This window comes from Bacteroides sp. 14(A) (assembly GCF_000526555.1).
Lineage (GTDB): Bacteria > Bacteroidota > Bacteroidia > Bacteroidales > Bacteroidaceae > Bacteroides > Bacteroides cellulosilyticus.
Genome location: NZ_JAGH01000004.1, coordinates 729,544 through 745,765, shown reverse-complemented (window position 1 = coordinate 745,765; position 16,222 = coordinate 729,544). Strand labels below are relative to the sequence as shown.

The following is a 16,222-nucleotide window of genomic DNA, read 5'->3' as shown; positions in this document are numbered from 1 at the left end:
GTTTCCGTTTTTCCGGATAATTATAAAATAAATAGTCTTCATCTCAATCGTCCCAAGCTTTCATATATCCATCCCAACTATTTATCAGTGCAAATTTATTCGGATTAAAACGGGAACGTTTTCTTTAATATTAGTAACTTCGCAAAAACATACTAAGAATTTGAAATATCATGGAATACAGAATATTAGGAAATACAGGCCTATCAGTTAGTGTCATCGCACTGGGCTGTGAAGGTTTCGTGGGAAAAACGGAAGAACAGGTACATTCGGAAATGGATTTCGCCATCAGTAAAGGAATCAACTTTATCGATATGTATACCTCAAATCCCGATCTGCGCAGTAATATCGGCAAAGCATTGGCAGAGCGCCGGCAGCAGTTTATCATTCAGGGACATCTATGTACTACCTGGGAAAATGACCAGTATCTGCGTACCCGTAATGTAGAAAAAACAATTGCTTCCTTTGAAGACCAGCTGACACGTCTTCATACGGATTACCTTGATATTGGTATGATTCACTATGTAGATAGCGAAGAAGATTTCCATGAAGTATTCAATGGTCCTATCATTCAGTTGGCCCTGCGTTTGAAAGAAGAAGGTAAAATTCGCCATATCGGACTAAGCAGCCACAACCCTACTGTGGCAAAGTTGGCTGTAGAAAGTGGATTGATAGAAGTACTGATGTTCTCCATTAATCCCTGTTACGATTTGCAACCGCCCAGCGAAAATGTAGATGATTTATGGGCTGATGAAAGTTATGCCCATTCCCTTGAAAATATAGATCCGGAACGTGAAAAGCTTTATGAACTCTGTGAGCAGAAAGGTATAGGTCTGGATGTAATGAAAGCCTATGGCGGAGGAGACTTACTGAGTGAAACTAATTCCCCCTTTGGCAAAGCTATGACACCGGTGCAGTGCATTGAGTATGCGCTAACCCGTCCGGCTGTTGCTTCCGTAATGATCGGTTGCAAAAGTTGCGATGAAATGCAAGCTGCCATCAACTGGTGCAATGCTACTAAAGAAGAAAAAGATTACACCCCAATTATGGCAGGTATGGAAAAGTTTAGCTGGCAGGGACATTGTATGTATTGCGGACATTGCGCCCCTTGCTCGGTAGGAATTGATATAGCGAGTGTAAATAAGTACTATAACCTAACCATTGCCCAGAATGAAATACCCGAAACAGTACGCGAGCACTATAAAACGCTCTCGCACCATGCCTCGGAATGCATTCAGTGCGGACAATGTGAAACGAACTGTCCCTTTGAAGTAGCTATCATCGAACAGATGGAAAAGGCTACGAAAAAGTTCGGATATTAGCAAAACGAACGTTGCTTTACTTTCCAGGCATAAAGCAACACCACGATAAACGAAAGCAACGGAACGATGAAGGAGAAAGACATATTGGTCTGATCAGCCACATACCCCATCATGAGCGGTCCTACCGCTCCTCCGATGGGGGACATCATCAGATAAGAAGACGCACGCTTCGTATAGTTGCCCAATCCCCTCAATGAAAGAGCGAAAATCGTGGGGAACATAATAGCTTCAAACGCATATCCCAGAAACAGGGCTATTAATGACAAAATGCCCAGATTAAGAACTACCAAAGACGTGCTGACCACCGTTCCTATTGCACAAACGAACAACACTTTTTCTGCCCGGATATACCGCATAATCCAGCTACCGGCAAAACGTCCGCACATAAACAGTCCCAGACCACCGAACGAAAGTACTACAGATGCATCGCGGGCATTCATCCAGCCGTCATCCACCACATAATTGATAAAGAAACTGTTGATTGAGATTTCAGCTATCTCGTAACAAAACAAGCTGATAATACCGAAGATAAACAGCTTGTGCGACCAAAGCCCACGTGCACCGTTTTCTCCAACTTCTTCTTCATCTGCTTCATGAACAATCTCCGGCAGGCGTATCTTATAGAATACCAAAGCAACTCCCAATACAATGATCCCCATCAGTGTGTAAGGCAATGATATATTGCTTTCGCCCCCTTCCGAGAATAATAACAATCCCCCGATAAGCGGACCGCAAATACATCCCAATCCATTGAACGACTGCGCCAGATTCAGGCGACTGGCAGCCGTTTCCCGGTCACCTAATTCCGTCATGTAAGGATTAGCCGCTGTTTCCAGAAAAACCAAGCCACAGGCTATGACAAACAGGGAAAACAGAAAAAAGTTGAAAGACATCCAATATTCTCCGGGAATGAAAAGCAGGGAGCCTATGCCATAAAGCAACAGACCGAAAACCACTCCTTTCCGGTAACCGTACTTATTGATAAACAGTCCGGCAGGAATAGCCATCACGAAATAACCCAGGTAAAACATGACCTGTACCCATGCCGAATGGGCACGTGTAATAACCAGCACATCTTGAAAGTGTTTGTTTAGCACATCTAATATCGCATGTGCAAATCCCCATAAGAAGAATAGGGAAGTTACCAGAATAAAAGGAATCTTATACTCCTTCTTTACCAAATTTTGCATACAGAACTCTTTTATAAAGAAAGCCACTCAAGGTTTTCAGCGCGCAAAGATAGCCAAGAAGTTTCATAATACGGCAGTTTCCCTTAACTTTGTGCCCAAAATTCAAGATTATAAAATGGAACACAGAAAACTGACAAGATATCTGATATCGCTGGTGATGATCCTGATAATGGTCGGTTTAGCCGAATGGACCAATGAAAAGGAGATTCTGTTTCCGGAAATGACAGCACTGATCATCGGCCTGTTAATTATCGATAAGCGGGTATGGAATGTAAAACGTTGGCAAATCATCCTGCTTATGACTCTTGGAGCAGCAGTCGGTATCTGCATTGTTCGTTATTCACCCCTGCCCTATGTGGTCAATCTATGCGCTGCATTTGCTTTTGCAGGTGCTTCCCTTTTAATCAGTCGCGCTACACTGATTCCTTTGATATCAGCTTGCGTATTACCTGTTTTGCTTCATACGGAAAGTATTGTTTATCCGATAGCAGTCTTTTCAATGTCAGTGTCAGTAGTGCTTGTACAAATCATCCTGGAAAAATGTGGAATACGTAACCGGATGCCTAAAACCGTTGGCAGGAAACCCGGCAAGGAAGATATCATCAGATGGCTGATATTATTCTGTTTTGTAGGTGCTTTGGCCGAATTGGCCGTCGGCATGGATTACCCCTATATCATATTGCCCCCACTCATGGTGACCTTTGTAGAAATGGTAAACTCCAAAGCAGGATTCAGAAATCGCCCTACACAAGTATTTCTCTTTCTGACTACCGCAGCCACTCTGGGTACTGTACTTCAAATTGTCGGTCACCACCATCTTCATCTACCGGAAAGTATCGTTGCTTTAACCATTACGGCTATCCTATTCCTCATCTTCGAGTGGACAGGGAAATACTTTGCTCCTGCCGGAGCACTGGCGTTCATTCCTATGCTATTACCCAAAGAGAATCTGGGCTGGTTACCTTTAGAGGCTTCTATCGGAGCAGCCTTATTCATAACCATTGCCATGGTTGTCTTTCAAAAATGCTATAAATGGAATCGGGCACAACTCATCTTCTGTGCCACCCCAACCCTACTACGTGAATATATGAACCGTAAAAAGCGAAAAAAACAAATCGAATAAATTAAGAACAAGATGAATACATACATGGAAACCCCGCGCCTGATCCTACGTGATTGGAAAGAAGAAGACATCCCTGTCTTTGCCGGATTAAACAATAACGATCAGGTTATGGAATTCTTTCTCAAAAAGCTATCTTATCAGGAATATGCAAAAAAGACATTGGGACTGAAAGAATTATATTCTTTCACCTCACTCCCAAACAAACGTTCGGAACGCGTGATGCAAAAAATAGGTATGGTAAAAAGCAAAGAGTTTGATCATCCATTGGTCAGTCCCGACCATCCTTTATGCAGACATGTACTGTATAAGATCTCCTTGATAAATAGATAGTCAATATACCGTCCACGAGTACCTGTAAGGCACATTAAAAAGGGCTACACCCTTTATCCCGGATGGCTACACCCTTTACCCCAAAAGGTGTAGCCATCCGGGATAAAGGGTGTAGCCCTGAAAAAGAAAGGATTTTCACCTTTAAAAAAAAGTGCAATATACCATAGCCTTTCTAAATGCTAATAAAAAACAATTATCACTTTTTTATTAACAAATTACGAATTAAAAGTTGCCATTCCCAACTATTGTATTACCTTTGTCGCGGTTTGAGTTACGAATCGTTATCGTATAGTTCTCCTTTTTATATCTTATTAAGCAGACCTCTCCTTTAATTATCCCCTCACTCTTACTTAATATTTATTTAATTAAAATTTCAAATGAACATTTACATTTCAGGTTTAAGCTATGGCATAAATGATGCTGACTTGAACGAATTATTCTCAGCGTATGGAGAGACCTCTTCAGCTAAAGTTATTATGGACAGAGAATCGGGAAGATCCAGAGGATTTGGTTTCGTCGAAATGACAAGCGATACAGATGGACAAAAGGCAATTAATGAACTTAACGGAGCAGAATACGATCAGAAAACTATTTCAGTAAGCGTTGCACGTCCTCGTGAAGAAAGACCCCGTAACAACGGTTATAATTCCAGACGTTATTAATGTCTACCCTACAACAAGAACAGGAGATCAGATCTTCTGTTCTTGCTTTTTTCAACTAAAACAGCAATACAAAGAAAAGAACATCGCTAAACGAATAGAATACCCGGAAGTATATTTATCCGCTTACAGTCTTATTACAATATCAGTTTTATGAAGCCATTTTTTATTGGAAATATAGAGATAAAAACACCTATCATACAAGGTGGAATGGGAGTCGGAATTTCATTGTCCGGCCTGGCATCAGCCGTAGCCAACGAAGGCGGCATTGGTGTTATTTCATGTGCAGGTTTAGGCCTGCTATACCCTAAAGGCAAAGGCGACTATACCGAAAAGTGCATTTGCGGACTCAAAGAGGAAATCAGAAAAGCCCGCCAAAAAACAAAAGGAATCATCGGAGTGAATATCATGGTGGCCCTTTCCAATTATGCAGAGATGGTACGCACTGCCATAAGCGAAAAAATCGACGTAGTCTTTGCCGGTGCAGGACTTCCGCTCGACTTACCCCTATACCTGACACCGGAAAGCAAAACGAAGTTGGTGCCCATTGTATCTTCTTCAAGAGCGGCCAAGATTATATGCGACAAATGGCAGAAGAACTTTGATTATTTACCCGATGCCATAGTAGTAGAAGGCCCTAAAGCCGGAGGACATTTGGGCTTTAAGAAAGAACAAATACAAGATGAGAAATACGCTTTGGAATCCTTGATACCCGAAGTTGTAGCAATTGCAATGAGCTATAAGGAAAGAAAAGATATTCCTGTAATTGCCGCAGGTGGAATCTCTACAGGCGAAGATATTGCACGATTCATGCAATTGGGAGCTTCGGCCGTACAAATGGGAAGCATTTTTGTAACAACCCAAGAGTGCGATGCTTCACAAACCTTCAAAGAGGTTTATATCCACTCTAAGCCCGAAGACGTTCTCATTATCGAAAGTCCCGTAGGAATGCCCGGACGAGCCATTGATGGGGAATTTATCCGTAATGTAGAGAAAGGACAGGAAAAGCCCAAATGTTGCTCATTCCATTGCATCAAGACGTGTGACTATCAGAAGAGTCCTTACTGCATCATCAAAGCACTGTATAATGCGGCCAAAGGAAATATGAAAAGAGGATATGCATTTGCAGGTAGTAATGCTTTTCTCTCTGAAAAAATACGCAGCGTAAAAGAAGTGATAACTACATTGAACAATGAGTTTCTTTTAGCAACCTGCCAATTAGCTCCAGCAAAAATGAAAACTTAAAAACAATTCAATATGATGAAAAAGAGTATTGTCCGACCAGAGACCAGTCAGTTAGCAGAAAACGCTCTTAAAGAGCATAAGAAAAAAGTTGGAGAAGTTATTCTTGTAGCAATTACTCCACGAACAACAATTGAGCTTCCGGCCAATCTATCTCAAGCTGAAATAGCCGAACGTGTAGAACTCTATAAAAAACTGCACAGTTCCAAAATATAATTCAGTTGATTTTTCATCGATTGACAAAAGACAAAAGCCCTGAAGTTTCGCACTTCAGGGCTTTTTAAATTATTCTCCTATCAACAGTCTACTTACTGCAGCACTATTCATTGCCCATTCATAGGTGTAAACCTCATCGGCTTCAGGAGTATCCATCATCCGGCATCACTGGTACGTTTCATGAAAAGTAAATTTCGTTCGGGCACTCAGTTGTACACTGAGGATATCTAAAGGGAGTCCGGATCCGAATATGCCTATCCCCCTACTCCCGTCACTGCCTTCAGCAAATAACCTATCAGAAAGCTGATTCCGGCCACGGAGAAGCTCAACACCGCCATCTCCGTGAAACGGCGTTTAAAGCTTTCATTACGGGCAATGGCATAATAATAGTTGAAAAAGGCAATAATCAGCAATGCCATCACCAGCATGATGCATAAAGCCAGAACGGGACTTGACAATAAGATAAACGGACCTACCAAAGCCACTACGGTTATGATATAAGCTATCCCCGTATAAATAGCTGCCTTAACCGGACGCTTATTATGAGTCTTTTCTGATTTAGTGGAAAGGTATTCGGAAGAAGCCATAGAAAGTGCCGCTGCAATCCCTGTAATGCTGCCGGTTAGCGCAATCAGTTTCGTATCATTCAGTGCCAGTGTGAAACCTGCCAATGCTCCGGTAAACTCCACCAAGGCATCATTCAGCCCCAGGACCACCGAACCCATATATTGCAAGCGCTCCTCATCTATCATTTCAATAAGCTTTTCTTCATGGTGCTGCTCATCCCGCGCCATCTCGGCAAAGTGTTCCATACTCGGGTATTGGGAATATACCCCACTCGTTTCTTTCTCTCCCAGTTCCAGACGACGAACGGCAAACGTAACACCCAGCAGACGCACTAACCATACATAAAAGCAGATTTCACAACGATTAGGACTGACATCCTGATGAGTATAGCCTCGTAGTGTGGCGTAGTGCCTACTTTCATCCTCTGCAATACGTTGCAATATCTCCCGGTTATGAGGATCCTTTTCCTTTGCCGCTAACTTCCGGTATATAATACTCGACGTTATTTCCTCTTTCTGAAAGCCAATCATCTTTTTGATCAATTCTTGCTCAGTCTCTTTCTCCATGCTCTTTATTTTAAGGATACACTAAATTATAAGTTATTTATCAGGTACAACAATCCAAGCAATAATTGTTTCCGGTCAGAATGATTTTTTAATAAAACATAGAAAGCTGATCGGTACGCAGACTCTTCATTTCCCGTTCTTTAATCACTGCGTCCTTATCCACTTCTCCTATTAGCATCGGAGAATCCTTATCGTGTTTACTCCGGTTAAATTTCGCCGTATTATAATTACCTTTAATAGCATAGCAATAAATGCAGCCATTGAGGCAGCTTTCATAAGTGCCGATGTCAATACTTTCCACACAACGACAAATGTCCCGCTGATTCTTATCTTTACGGGCAATAATAGGATATCCGACAATTCGTTCAATCAACCTATTGTCAACGCACACTCCACCCGAAATACCCAAATGAGATAAGTCGACCTTCGTTGTACAAGTATCCAACTCCATCGAACATTCATCCGCAGTCTTCTTAAATGAAATGGCCATGGCATCGATATCTTCCTTTATCAACGGCTCGATATGAAACTCACGGAGAGAGGCACGCACATGCGGATAATGATCAATAAAACCCAGCATACACTTTTCAGTATAGTCATGCAAAGCAAATGCCATTTCAACAAATTTGTCTTGATGAAAAGCAACTGTGTATTGTTCATTCGTAAGAATAGGATCATATCGCCACACCACTTTCTCCCTTCCTATCTTATCAGAAAGGCGTTTGAATGTATCTATACGCTTTTGAAGTGGTGGCAGTTTACTTTCAAGTTCCGTTCCGTACGGATTCAGTGTAAACTGGAAATAGTATTTATAGTCCTGCAATCTGTCCAGTTTATCAATCATCGGTGCAGGATTCTTCGTCCAAAAGACAATGCAATCAATGACAGCAGGGTCCAGGTTGACCCTGCTGATCATATTAGGATTATACGGATTAGGTACCAGAGCATACCTTTCTTTTATCCGGTTGAGAAACCACTCCGAATAAAAAGCAGGTATATCCGTCCTGCGACTGGCACTGATGATCATCTTCCTACCTCGCTATTCGTCGAAAGATGGGACCACGTAATCTTCTTTAATGAATTCGTCATATACCCTCTTGGGATGGTCAAAATGAGCCACACCTGTACGATCTTCATTAAAGTTCTCGCGTCGGAATTTTTTCAGTTTCAAATTGTCTTCAGCATACTCTCTGAGTTTCCTCTTTTCACTTCCGTACAAAGAGCTATCCAATACCTCAGATTCCAACAAACCTTCCCTGGGAGTGATGGTAGGCAATAGATTTTGTTCCAACAGTCCGCGATAAGCACCATTGTACTCACACCAAACATTATCACCCAAAACAAACAAGCGATACGTGTAGTTTGACCATGCCGTCTTGATGGTAATCTCGCGGGCATAGATTTCTACTGTCGCCTCCGAATTGTAATTCGGATCACGGATGACAACCAACTTTCTGCCTGAAATATCCTCTTTTACTAAAGTTGTCCATCTCTCACAATTCAGGATCTCTTCGATAATTTCAGGTAGTTTTTCTCTAATTTCAAAATGTATTCTCATATTCTTTGCCTGTGGGTCAGGACTTTTTTACTACCCCCCAATTGATATATGCCCCTAAAGATAACAAGTATTTGTCAGAAAAACAATAAAAAATCCGTTATCTATTTGCCATGCGATAGATATTTTTCATATCATCGCGATGTAAAACCTTCAAATTTCCGGTTGTTGCACTACCACCGGAACTGCATTTATCTGTCATGAGTTTGATTTCTTCGTCAGTAGCCTGTCGCCCTATCAGCTCGCAAATACTAACCGGCATTCCAATTGCGCGATAGAAATCTTCCATGGCTTCAATGCCTGCCAAAGCGGTATGTTCGGGTGATTTGAAATCATTTGTTACACCCATCACATTCACGGCAAACTGAGCAAAACGGGTTACATTTTCTTTGTAGACATACCGTGCCCAGCTTCCCCAAAGAGCTGCCAGACCTGCACCATGTGCTACATCGAATAGTGCACTCAGTTCATGTTCAAGCTGGTGTGTTGCCCAGTCACCAGTTGTTCCACATCCCGTCAAATCATTGTGTGCCAAGCTACCTGCCCACATAATTTGGGCACGATGTACATAATTCTCCGGTTCTTTCAGTACTTCAAAAACGCTATCTTTTACCGTACGGAGAATACTTTCAGCAATGGCATCAGTCACCGTCATATCGTCATCATGAGAGAAATAACGTTCCATGGTATGCATCATAATATCCGTTACACCACAAGCTGTCTGATAGCTGGGTAATGTATAAGTCCGTTCCGGATTCATCACAGCAAACTTGCAACGGCACAGGTTATTGGAATAACCTTTTTTCAAATCACCGTCCTCATTGGTTATTACGGTGCTGTTACTCATTTCACTCCCCGCAGCAGGAATTGTCAGCACGGTAGCAACCGGCAGACAAGCTTCCGCATGGGCTCGTCCCATATAAAAATCCCAGACTTCACCCTCATAAGGTACACCGAAAGCAATCGCCTTCGCAGAATCAATCACACTACCGCCACCTACGGCAAGAATGAAATCAACCTTTTCTTTCCGACACAGTTCAATACCCTCGTGCACTTTCGACAAACGTGGATTAGGAACCACCCCGCCCAGTTTTACGTAAGCAATGCCTTCCGCCTCCAATGCCCGGCATATTTTATCCAGCAAACCGGAACGCTCCGCACTCTGTCCGCCATAATGTACCAGGACTTTAGCGCCGCCATATTGCTTCACCAATTTCCCTGTTTTATCTTCCGATAATGCTCCAAACACAACCTGTGTGGGTGCATAGTAAATAAAGTCTTTCATCGTCAATTTCGTTTTTTTATTCTGATACAAAGATAAGCATATTGAGGGTAGAAAGGTTCATAGAAACTATAACTTTTCATTATCTTTGCACCGTAATTACCGACTAACTAATCCGAGAATAAATATTATGGCATTTACCAACAACATTATGATTGTCCGCCACAGATTGCTGACAGAGCTGGTAAAACTGTGGAGGGATAACGAACTTGTAGAAAAAATAGACCGTCTTCCCATTGAATTGAGTCCGAGAAGGTCAAAGCATGCAGGACGCTGCTGCGTACATAAAGAACGCGCCGTGTGGAAATACAAATCACTGCCGTTGCTGGGACTGGATATGGAAGATGAAAAAGATGAATTAACCCCATTATCAGAGTATGCAGCACATGCACTGAACCGTGCAGAAAACGGAACGCCGAAAGATAACATCATGTGTGTGATTGATGAAGCATGTTCCGCCTGCGTACAAATCAATTACGAAATCACCAACCTTTGCCGCGGATGTACCGCCCGTAGCTGCCAGACCAACTGTCCGAAGAAAGCTGTCCATGTAAAGGAAAGCGGACAGGCATGGATAGACCATGATGAATGCATCAGTTGTGGTATTTGCCACAAGAGTTGTCCCTATCATGCTATCGTCTATATCCCAGTACCTTGCGAAGAGGCTTGTCCGGTGAAAGCTATCAGCAAGGATAAGAAAGGTATCGAACACATCGACGAAAGCAAATGTATTTATTGCGGAAAGTGTCTCAACGCTTGTCCGTTCGGAGCAATTTTCGAAGTGTCACAGGTATTCGATATCCTGCACAAGATACGCAAAGGAGAAAAAATAGTGGCCATTGTGGCACCCTCTATCCTGGGACAATTCAAGACTACTATTGAACAGGTATATGGTGCACTCAAAGCTGTAGGATTCACTGATGTCATCGAAGTGGCTCAGGGAGCTATGGATACGGTCAGCAACGAAGCACATGAATTGATAGAGAAGTTGGAAGAAGGACAGAAGTTTATGACTACTTCCTGTTGCCCTTCCTACATAGAACTTGTAAATAAACATATTCCGGGCATGAAACCTTATGTTTCAGGCACAGGTTCACCGATGTATTATGCAGCACGCATTGCCAAAGAGAAACATCCGGATGCTAAAGTCGTTTTCATCGGCCCGTGTGTAGCCAAACGTAAAGAGGCCCAGCGTGATGAAGCTGTAGATTTTGTTATGACTTTCGAAGAAGTGGCATCTGTATTGGACGGACTGAATATTCAGTTGGAACAATCGCAACCTTATGCCATGTCGTTCGCATCCGTGCGCGAGGCACATGGATTTGCCCAGGCTGGTGGCGTAATGGGAGCAGTAAAAGCCTATCTGAAAGAAGAAGCTGACAAAATCAATGCCATCCAAGTAGCTAATCTGGATAAGAAAACCATCGGTTCATTGCGGGCATATGCCAAATCAGGCAAAGCACCGGGGCAATTTATAGAAGTGATGGCATGTGAAGGTGGCTGTATCACCGGACCTTGTACGCACAATGAGATTGCCGCAGGTAAACGTCAGTTTGTACAAGAATTAGCTAAACAGGAAAAAACCTATTAATTGAAGCTTCCAAGCTTTAAAGTGAATATGATAATTCCCCTGATTGACAAACTTCGCCAGGAACACCGATTAAGTACTGAAGAATACAAAGCACTACTCCTTTGCCAAGACGCTGATACTTTAAAGTATCTGCAGGAGCAGGCACGGGAGGTGTCACTTGAGCAGTTTGGCAATCGGGTATTTATTCGTGGGCTGATTGAGATTACCAACCACTGCCATAACAATTGCTATTATTGCGGTATACGGAAAGGAAATCAATCTGTTCTCCGTTATGAGTTGACACGGGAGGATATTCTGGAATGTTGTCGTGAAGGGTATACCCTCGGTTTCCGGACTTTCGTCTTGCAAGGTGGTGAAACATCCTCCGTAAAAGATGATTTTATCCTTGAAACTGTTACTGCTATACATCGTGAGTTTCCGGATTGCGCCATCACACTATCATTAGGCGAAAAGTCCCGTAAGACTTACGAGCATTTCTTCCGGGCGGGTGCCAATCGATATTTGCTTCGCCACGAAACGCATAATGAAGAGCATTACCATCATCTGCACCCCGATAAGATGTCTATCAGACAACGCCTGCAATGTTTGGCATGGCTGAAAGAAATAGGATATCAGACAGGAACAGGTATTATGGTAGGCAGTCCGGGACAGAACACCGATCATCTGGTGGAAGATCTCCTTTTTATAGAGCAATTTCATCCTGAAATGATAGGAATCGGTCCTTTTATTCCGCACCACGATACCCCGTTTGCAGCATGCCCACCGGGAAGCATGGAGATGACTCTGAAACTTCTTTCCATCTTCCGGTTAATGCATCCGAAGGTGTTATTACCCTCTACCACAGCATTAGCAACTCTCGCACCGGATGGACGAGAACGCGGAATACTGGCAGGAGCTAACGTAGTAATGCCAAACCTTTCTCCCCCGGAACAACGGAACAAATACTCACTTTATGATAACAAAGCCTCTTTGGGAGCCGAAGCTGCAGAAGGCTTACAACAATTAGAAGAAAAACTGACGGCTATCGGATACCGGATATCGAAAGAAAGAGGAGACTACTAATCACTAATCACTCACCCCTAATCACTAAAAAACGTGTATAATGTAAGTTCAAAGCAGGCAGAAGAGTTCATCGATCACCAGGAGATACTGGATACACTGGACTATGCCCGTACCAATAAAGACAACCGTGCCCTCATTGAGAGTCTGCTCGAAAAGGCAGCCTCATGCAAAGGTTTATCCCATCGTGAAGCCGCTCTACTGTTAGAATGCGACCAGCCCGACCTGACGGAACGTATCTTCCATCTGGCACGGGAAATTAAGCAAAAACTATATGGCAACCGCATCGTAATGTTCGCCCCGCTATACCTTTCCAATTATTGTGTGAACGGATGCGTTTACTGCCCCTATCATGCAAAGAACCGCACTATCGCCCGCAAGAAATTATCACAGGAAGAAATACGCCGGGAAGTAATTGCCTTGCAGGATATGGGACACAAACGTCTGGCACTGGAAGCCGGCGAAGACCCTCTACGCAACCCCATCGATTATATTCTGGAATCTATTCAGACCATCTATGGTATTCATCATAAGAATGGTGCTATCCGGCGGGTAAACGTGAATATTGCCGCTACAACGGTAGAGAACTATCGTCGGCTGAGAGATGCAGGTATCGGTACTTACATTCTTTTCCAGGAAACCTATCACAAGGGGAATTACGAGGTCCTGCACCCCACAGGCCCTAAAAGCAAGTATTCCTATCACACCGAAGCTATGGACCGTGCCATGGAAGGTGGTATCGACGATGTAGGTATAGGTGTATTATTCGGGGTGAATACCTATCGGTACGATTTCGTAGGATTATTGATGCATGCCGAACATCTGGAAGCGGCATTCGGTGTCGGACCGCATACAATCAGTGTACCCCGTATCTGCCCAGCGGATGATATTGAAACAAAAGATTTCCCCAATGCCATTTCTGATGAAATGTTCTGCCGCCTCGTTGCGGTAATCCGCATTGCAGTGCCTTACACCGGAATGATCATTTCTACCCGTGAATCGGAAGCTGTACGACGTAAGGTATTGGAATTAGGTATTTCACAAATCAGTGGCGGCTCACGTACCAGCGTAGGCGGATATGCCGTACCGGAAACGAAAGAAGAGAACTCGGCCCAATTCGATATCAGCGACCGCCGCACACTGGATGAAGTTGTAAACTGGTTGCTCGATCTGGGACATATCCCCAGTTTCTGTACGGCTTGTTATCGTGAAGGTCGGACAGGTGACCGTTTCATGTCTCTTGTCAAACGGGGACAGATAGCAAATTGCTGTCAGCCCAATGCCTTGATGACTCTGAAAGAATATCTGGAAGATTACGCTTCACCCGAAACCCGGGAGAAAGGTATCCGCCTCATTCATGAAGAGATGGAACGCATCCCGAATCCGAGAATCCGGGAAATAGCTCTGCGAAACCTGCATGAGATAGAGGAAGGGAAAAGAGATTTCAGATTTTAGGCACGGATTACGCGGATGAACGCTGATTTTTTATAGCGCAGCCTTTAATCCGTGAAATCCGCGTAATCCGCGCCTAAAATGATCAAATCCCCATTTATTAACCCCTTAATATTGAAACTAATGAATCAGACTCCTTATGCCAACCGCCTACACATCGCCCTCTTCGGACGGCGAAACAGTGGAAAATCCAGTCTTGTCAATGCCTTGACAGGGCAAGATACCGTTATAGTCTCCCCCACTCCCGGCACTACTACTGATCCTGTGACAAAAGCAATGGAAATTCATCCACTCGGTCCATGCCTTCTTATTGACACTCCGGGCTTCGATGACGAAGGCGAGCTGGGAGAAATGCGCGTAGAACGCACCTTGAAAATAATTGGAAAAACCGACATCGCCCTGTTGCTTTGTGAAACCGGAGACGTACAGGAACAGGAATGGCTTCAACGATTGAAAGAACGAGGTATCCCTGTCATATTGCTTCTGAACAAAGCTGACGCACGCCCCAATACGACAGAACTGGCAGAACAGATAAAAGCAAGTTGCGGACAGCCTCCCATCATCGTCAGTGCCAAAGACGGCACAGGTATCGAAGCCATCAACCGCGCCATTCTGGAAAAGTTACCTGCCGATTTCGGAGAACAAACCATCACCGGGAGCCTCGTAGCTGAAGGTGATGTAGTAGTGTTAGTCATGCCCCAGGACCTTCAGGCACCTAAAGGACGACTTATCCTTCCCCAAGTACAGACAATCCGCGAACTTCTGGACAAGAAATGCCTGGTTATGAGTTGTACCACAGATAAGCTGAAAGATACACTTTGCGCACTTACCAATCCCCCCAAATTAATTATCACAGATTCGCAAGTATTCCACACCGTATACGAACAAAAACCGGCTGAAAGCCGGCTCACTTCCTTCTCCGTGCTCTTTGCCGGATACAAGGGAGATATACACTATTATGTAGAAAGTACATCCGCCATCGACCGACTAACGGAACAATCCCGCGTATTGATAGCCGAGGCCTGTACCCATGCTCCACTGACAGAAGATATAGGCAGAGTAAAAATCCCCCACCTGCTGCGTAAGCGAACAGGTGAAGGATTGCAAATAGATATTGTCTCCGGAAATGATTTTCCAGAAGATTTATCCCCATACAATTTGATTATCCACTGTGGCGCCTGTATGTTCAATAGAAAGTATGTACTGAGTCGCATTGAACAGGCACGTGCGCAACAAGTACCCATGACAAACTACGGAGTAGCCATTGCCCACCTCAACGGCATACTGAACAAGATCGTGTACTAAGGGAAGACCTCCCACCCCACTAAGGAGAGACCTCCTGGCTCCCTAAGGGAAGAGTTTATATACCGTCTGATATAATAAATTATACCGGATGGTATATCTTTTTATACCGAGCGATATAAATAAATATATCGAGTGGTATAAATAAATATATCGGACGGTATAAATTAAAATATCGAGCGGTATAACTGCTTATACTGCCCGATATATGAACTCTCTCCTTAGGCTATCGCTAACTGCTTCCTTAGGCTATCGGCAACTGCTTCCTTATAACCGAAGCTACTCCAACTCCTCCAGCACCTTCTTTACATCCACCGCCTGAAGCCTCCCGTACACCTTCTCTCCAATCATCACTACGGGTGCCAGTCCGCACGCTCCTACGCAACGCAGACAATCAAGTGAAAACTTCCCGTCCGGTGTCGTCTCTCCGACTTCGATGCCCAGCACGCGCTTGAATTCTTCAAGTAATTTCTCCGAACCACGTACGTAGCACGCCGTTCCCATACACACCGAAATAGGATGTTTACCTTTAGGAGTCATCGTAAAGAAAGTATAGAATGTTACCACACCATACACACGCGACACCGGGACATTCAGCTTTGCAGCAATCAGGCGCTGCATCTCTTCCGGCAGATAGCCGTGCAGATGCTGCGCTTCATGAAGTATATTGATAAGTTCGCCCGGCTGGTTGCCATGCTTGTCACAAATAGCACGCACTTGTTCGGCAACGTCACAGGCTAATTTGATATCTGACATAGTTTCTCCGTTT

General features: G+C 43.8%; 16 protein-coding genes. 10 read left to right on the top strand and 6 right to left on the bottom strand.

Annotation, left to right across the window (positions count from 1 at the left end; all coding sequences use genetic code 11):
- Positions 1-170 precede the first annotated feature (170 nt).
- Positions 171-1,319: an aldo/keto reductase gene (locus K429_RS0121985; protein ID WP_029328050.1), complete on the top strand. Its 1,149-nt coding sequence runs from the start codon at positions 171-173 to the stop codon at positions 1,317-1,319.
- Here K429_RS0121985 and K429_RS0121980 read toward each other — a convergent pair.
- Positions 1,316-2,509 (bottom strand): sugar MFS transporter, encoded by a 1,194-nt coding sequence (locus K429_RS0121980; protein WP_007216273.1) that lies wholly within the window; start codon positions 2,507-2,509, stop codon positions 1,316-1,318. The genes K429_RS0121985 and K429_RS0121980 overlap by 4 nt on opposite strands.
- A 115-nt stretch (positions 2,510-2,624) precedes the next feature.
- Here K429_RS0121980 and K429_RS0121975 point away from each other — a divergent pair, with 115 nt between their 5' ends.
- The 5 genes from K429_RS0121975 to K429_RS0121955 all read left to right on the top strand — a co-directional run bounded on the left by K429_RS0121975 (position 2,625) and on the right by K429_RS0121955 (position 6,079).
- Positions 2,625-3,632, top strand: coding sequence for an HPP family protein (locus tag K429_RS0121975; RefSeq protein ID WP_029328049.1), 1,008 nt, complete (start codon positions 2,625-2,627; stop codon positions 3,630-3,632).
- A 12-nt stretch (positions 3,633-3,644) separates the two neighbouring features.
- Positions 3,645-3,962, top strand: coding sequence for a GNAT family N-acetyltransferase (locus K429_RS0121970; protein ID WP_029328048.1), 318 nt, complete (start codon positions 3,645-3,647; stop codon positions 3,960-3,962).
- 377 nt (positions 3,963-4,339) lie between these two features.
- Positions 4,340-4,624 (top strand): RNA-binding protein, encoded by a 285-nt coding sequence (locus K429_RS0121965; protein WP_007209893.1) that lies wholly within the window; start codon positions 4,340-4,342, stop codon positions 4,622-4,624.
- Between the two features lie 150 nt (positions 4,625-4,774).
- Positions 4,775-5,866: a nitronate monooxygenase family protein gene (locus tag K429_RS0121960; RefSeq protein ID WP_007209894.1), complete on the top strand. Its 1,092-nt coding sequence runs from the start codon at positions 4,775-4,777 to the stop codon at positions 5,864-5,866.
- Between the two features lie 12 nt (positions 5,867-5,878).
- Positions 5,879-6,079: a hypothetical protein gene (locus tag K429_RS0121955; protein WP_007209895.1), complete on the top strand. Its 201-nt coding sequence runs from the start codon at positions 5,879-5,881 to the stop codon at positions 6,077-6,079.
- Positions 6,080-6,333: 254 nt separating this feature from the next.
- Here the strand turns inward: K429_RS0121955 and K429_RS0121945 are convergent, their stop codons facing one another.
- From K429_RS0121945 to K429_RS0121930, 4 genes are all read right to left on the bottom strand, one after another.
- Positions 6,334-7,212 (bottom strand): VIT1/CCC1 transporter family protein, encoded by an 879-nt coding sequence (locus K429_RS0121945; protein WP_029328046.1) that lies wholly within the window; start codon positions 7,210-7,212, stop codon positions 6,334-6,336.
- 88 nt (positions 7,213-7,300) lie between these two features.
- Positions 7,301-8,239, bottom strand: coding sequence for a DUF1848 domain-containing protein (locus K429_RS0121940; RefSeq protein ID WP_029328045.1), 939 nt, complete (start codon positions 8,237-8,239; stop codon positions 7,301-7,303).
- 12 nt (positions 8,240-8,251) lie between these two features.
- Complete coding sequence (locus K429_RS0121935) at positions 8,252-8,770, bottom strand: hypothetical protein (RefSeq protein WP_029328044.1); 519 nt, start codon at positions 8,768-8,770, stop codon at positions 8,252-8,254.
- Between the two features lie 97 nt (positions 8,771-8,867).
- Entirely contained in the window at positions 8,868-10,052 is a 1,185-nt protein-coding gene (locus tag K429_RS0121930) for an iron-containing alcohol dehydrogenase (protein ID WP_029328043.1), read from the bottom strand.
- A gap of 127 nt (positions 10,053-10,179) precedes the next feature.
- Between K429_RS0121930 and K429_RS0121925 the strand changes: the two genes are divergently transcribed.
- The 4 genes from K429_RS0121925 to hydF all read left to right on the top strand — a co-directional run bounded on the left by K429_RS0121925 (position 10,180) and on the right by hydF (position 15,456).
- Complete coding sequence (locus tag K429_RS0121925; RefSeq protein ID WP_022210967.1) at positions 10,180-11,640, top strand: monomeric [FeFe] hydrogenase; 1,461 nt, start codon at positions 10,180-10,182, stop codon at positions 11,638-11,640.
- 27 nt (positions 11,641-11,667) lie between these two features.
- Complete coding sequence (hydE, locus tag K429_RS0121920) at positions 11,668-12,702, top strand: [FeFe] hydrogenase H-cluster radical SAM maturase HydE (protein ID WP_007216267.1); 1,035 nt, start codon at positions 11,668-11,670, stop codon at positions 12,700-12,702.
- A 33-nt stretch (positions 12,703-12,735) separates the two neighbouring features.
- Entirely contained in the window at positions 12,736-14,154 is a 1,419-nt protein-coding gene (gene hydG, locus K429_RS0121915; RefSeq protein WP_007216266.1) for a [FeFe] hydrogenase H-cluster radical SAM maturase HydG, read from the top strand.
- Between the two features lie 120 nt (positions 14,155-14,274).
- Positions 14,275-15,456, top strand: coding sequence for a [FeFe] hydrogenase H-cluster maturation GTPase HydF (gene hydF, locus K429_RS0121910; RefSeq protein ID WP_007216265.1), 1,182 nt, complete (start codon positions 14,275-14,277; stop codon positions 15,454-15,456).
- A gap of 276 nt (positions 15,457-15,732) precedes the next feature.
- Here hydF and nuoE read toward each other — a convergent pair whose 3' ends face one another.
- Complete coding sequence (gene nuoE, locus K429_RS0121905) at positions 15,733-16,209, bottom strand: NADH-quinone oxidoreductase subunit NuoE (protein ID WP_007665079.1); 477 nt, start codon at positions 16,207-16,209, stop codon at positions 15,733-15,735.
- Between the last annotated feature and the right edge of the window lie 13 nt (positions 16,210-16,222).

Excerpts from the sequence above, each read along its gene's own strand:
- K429_RS0121985 (WP_029328050.1), top strand. The coding sequence starts at position 171 with ATGGAATACAGAATATTAGGAAATACAGGCCTATCAGTTAGTGTCATC.
- K429_RS0121980 (WP_007216273.1), bottom strand. The coding sequence starts at position 2,509 with ATGCAAAATTTGGTAAAGAAGGAGTATAAGATTCCTTTTATTCTGGTA.
- K429_RS0121975 (WP_029328049.1), top strand. The coding sequence starts at position 2,625 with ATGGAACACAGAAAACTGACAAGATATCTGATATCGCTGGTGATGATC.
- K429_RS0121970 (WP_029328048.1), top strand. The coding sequence starts at position 3,645 with ATGAATACATACATGGAAACCCCGCGCCTGATCCTACGTGATTGGAAA.
- K429_RS0121965 (WP_007209893.1), top strand. The coding sequence starts at position 4,340 with ATGAACATTTACATTTCAGGTTTAAGCTATGGCATAAATGATGCTGAC.
- K429_RS0121960 (WP_007209894.1), top strand. The coding sequence starts at position 4,775 with ATGAAGCCATTTTTTATTGGAAATATAGAGATAAAAACACCTATCATA.
- K429_RS0121955 (WP_007209895.1), top strand. The coding sequence starts at position 5,879 with ATGATGAAAAAGAGTATTGTCCGACCAGAGACCAGTCAGTTAGCAGAA.
- K429_RS0121945 (WP_029328046.1), bottom strand. The coding sequence starts at position 7,212 with ATGGAGAAAGAGACTGAGCAAGAATTGATCAAAAAGATGATTGGCTTT.
- K429_RS0121940 (WP_029328045.1), bottom strand. The coding sequence starts at position 8,239 with ATGATCATCAGTGCCAGTCGCAGGACGGATATACCTGCTTTTTATTCG.
- K429_RS0121935 (WP_029328044.1), bottom strand. The coding sequence starts at position 8,770 with ATGAGAATACATTTTGAAATTAGAGAAAAACTACCTGAAATTATCGAA.
- K429_RS0121930 (WP_029328043.1), bottom strand. The coding sequence starts at position 10,052 with ATGAAAGACTTTATTTACTATGCACCCACACAGGTTGTGTTTGGAGCA.
- K429_RS0121925 (WP_022210967.1), top strand. The coding sequence starts at position 10,180 with ATGGCATTTACCAACAACATTATGATTGTCCGCCACAGATTGCTGACA.
- hydE (WP_007216267.1), top strand. The coding sequence starts at position 11,668 with ATGATAATTCCCCTGATTGACAAACTTCGCCAGGAACACCGATTAAGT.
- hydF (WP_007216265.1), top strand. The coding sequence starts at position 14,275 with ATGAATCAGACTCCTTATGCCAACCGCCTACACATCGCCCTCTTCGGA.
- nuoE (WP_007665079.1), bottom strand. The coding sequence starts at position 16,209 with ATGTCAGATATCAAATTAGCCTGTGACGTTGCCGAACAAGTGCGTGCT.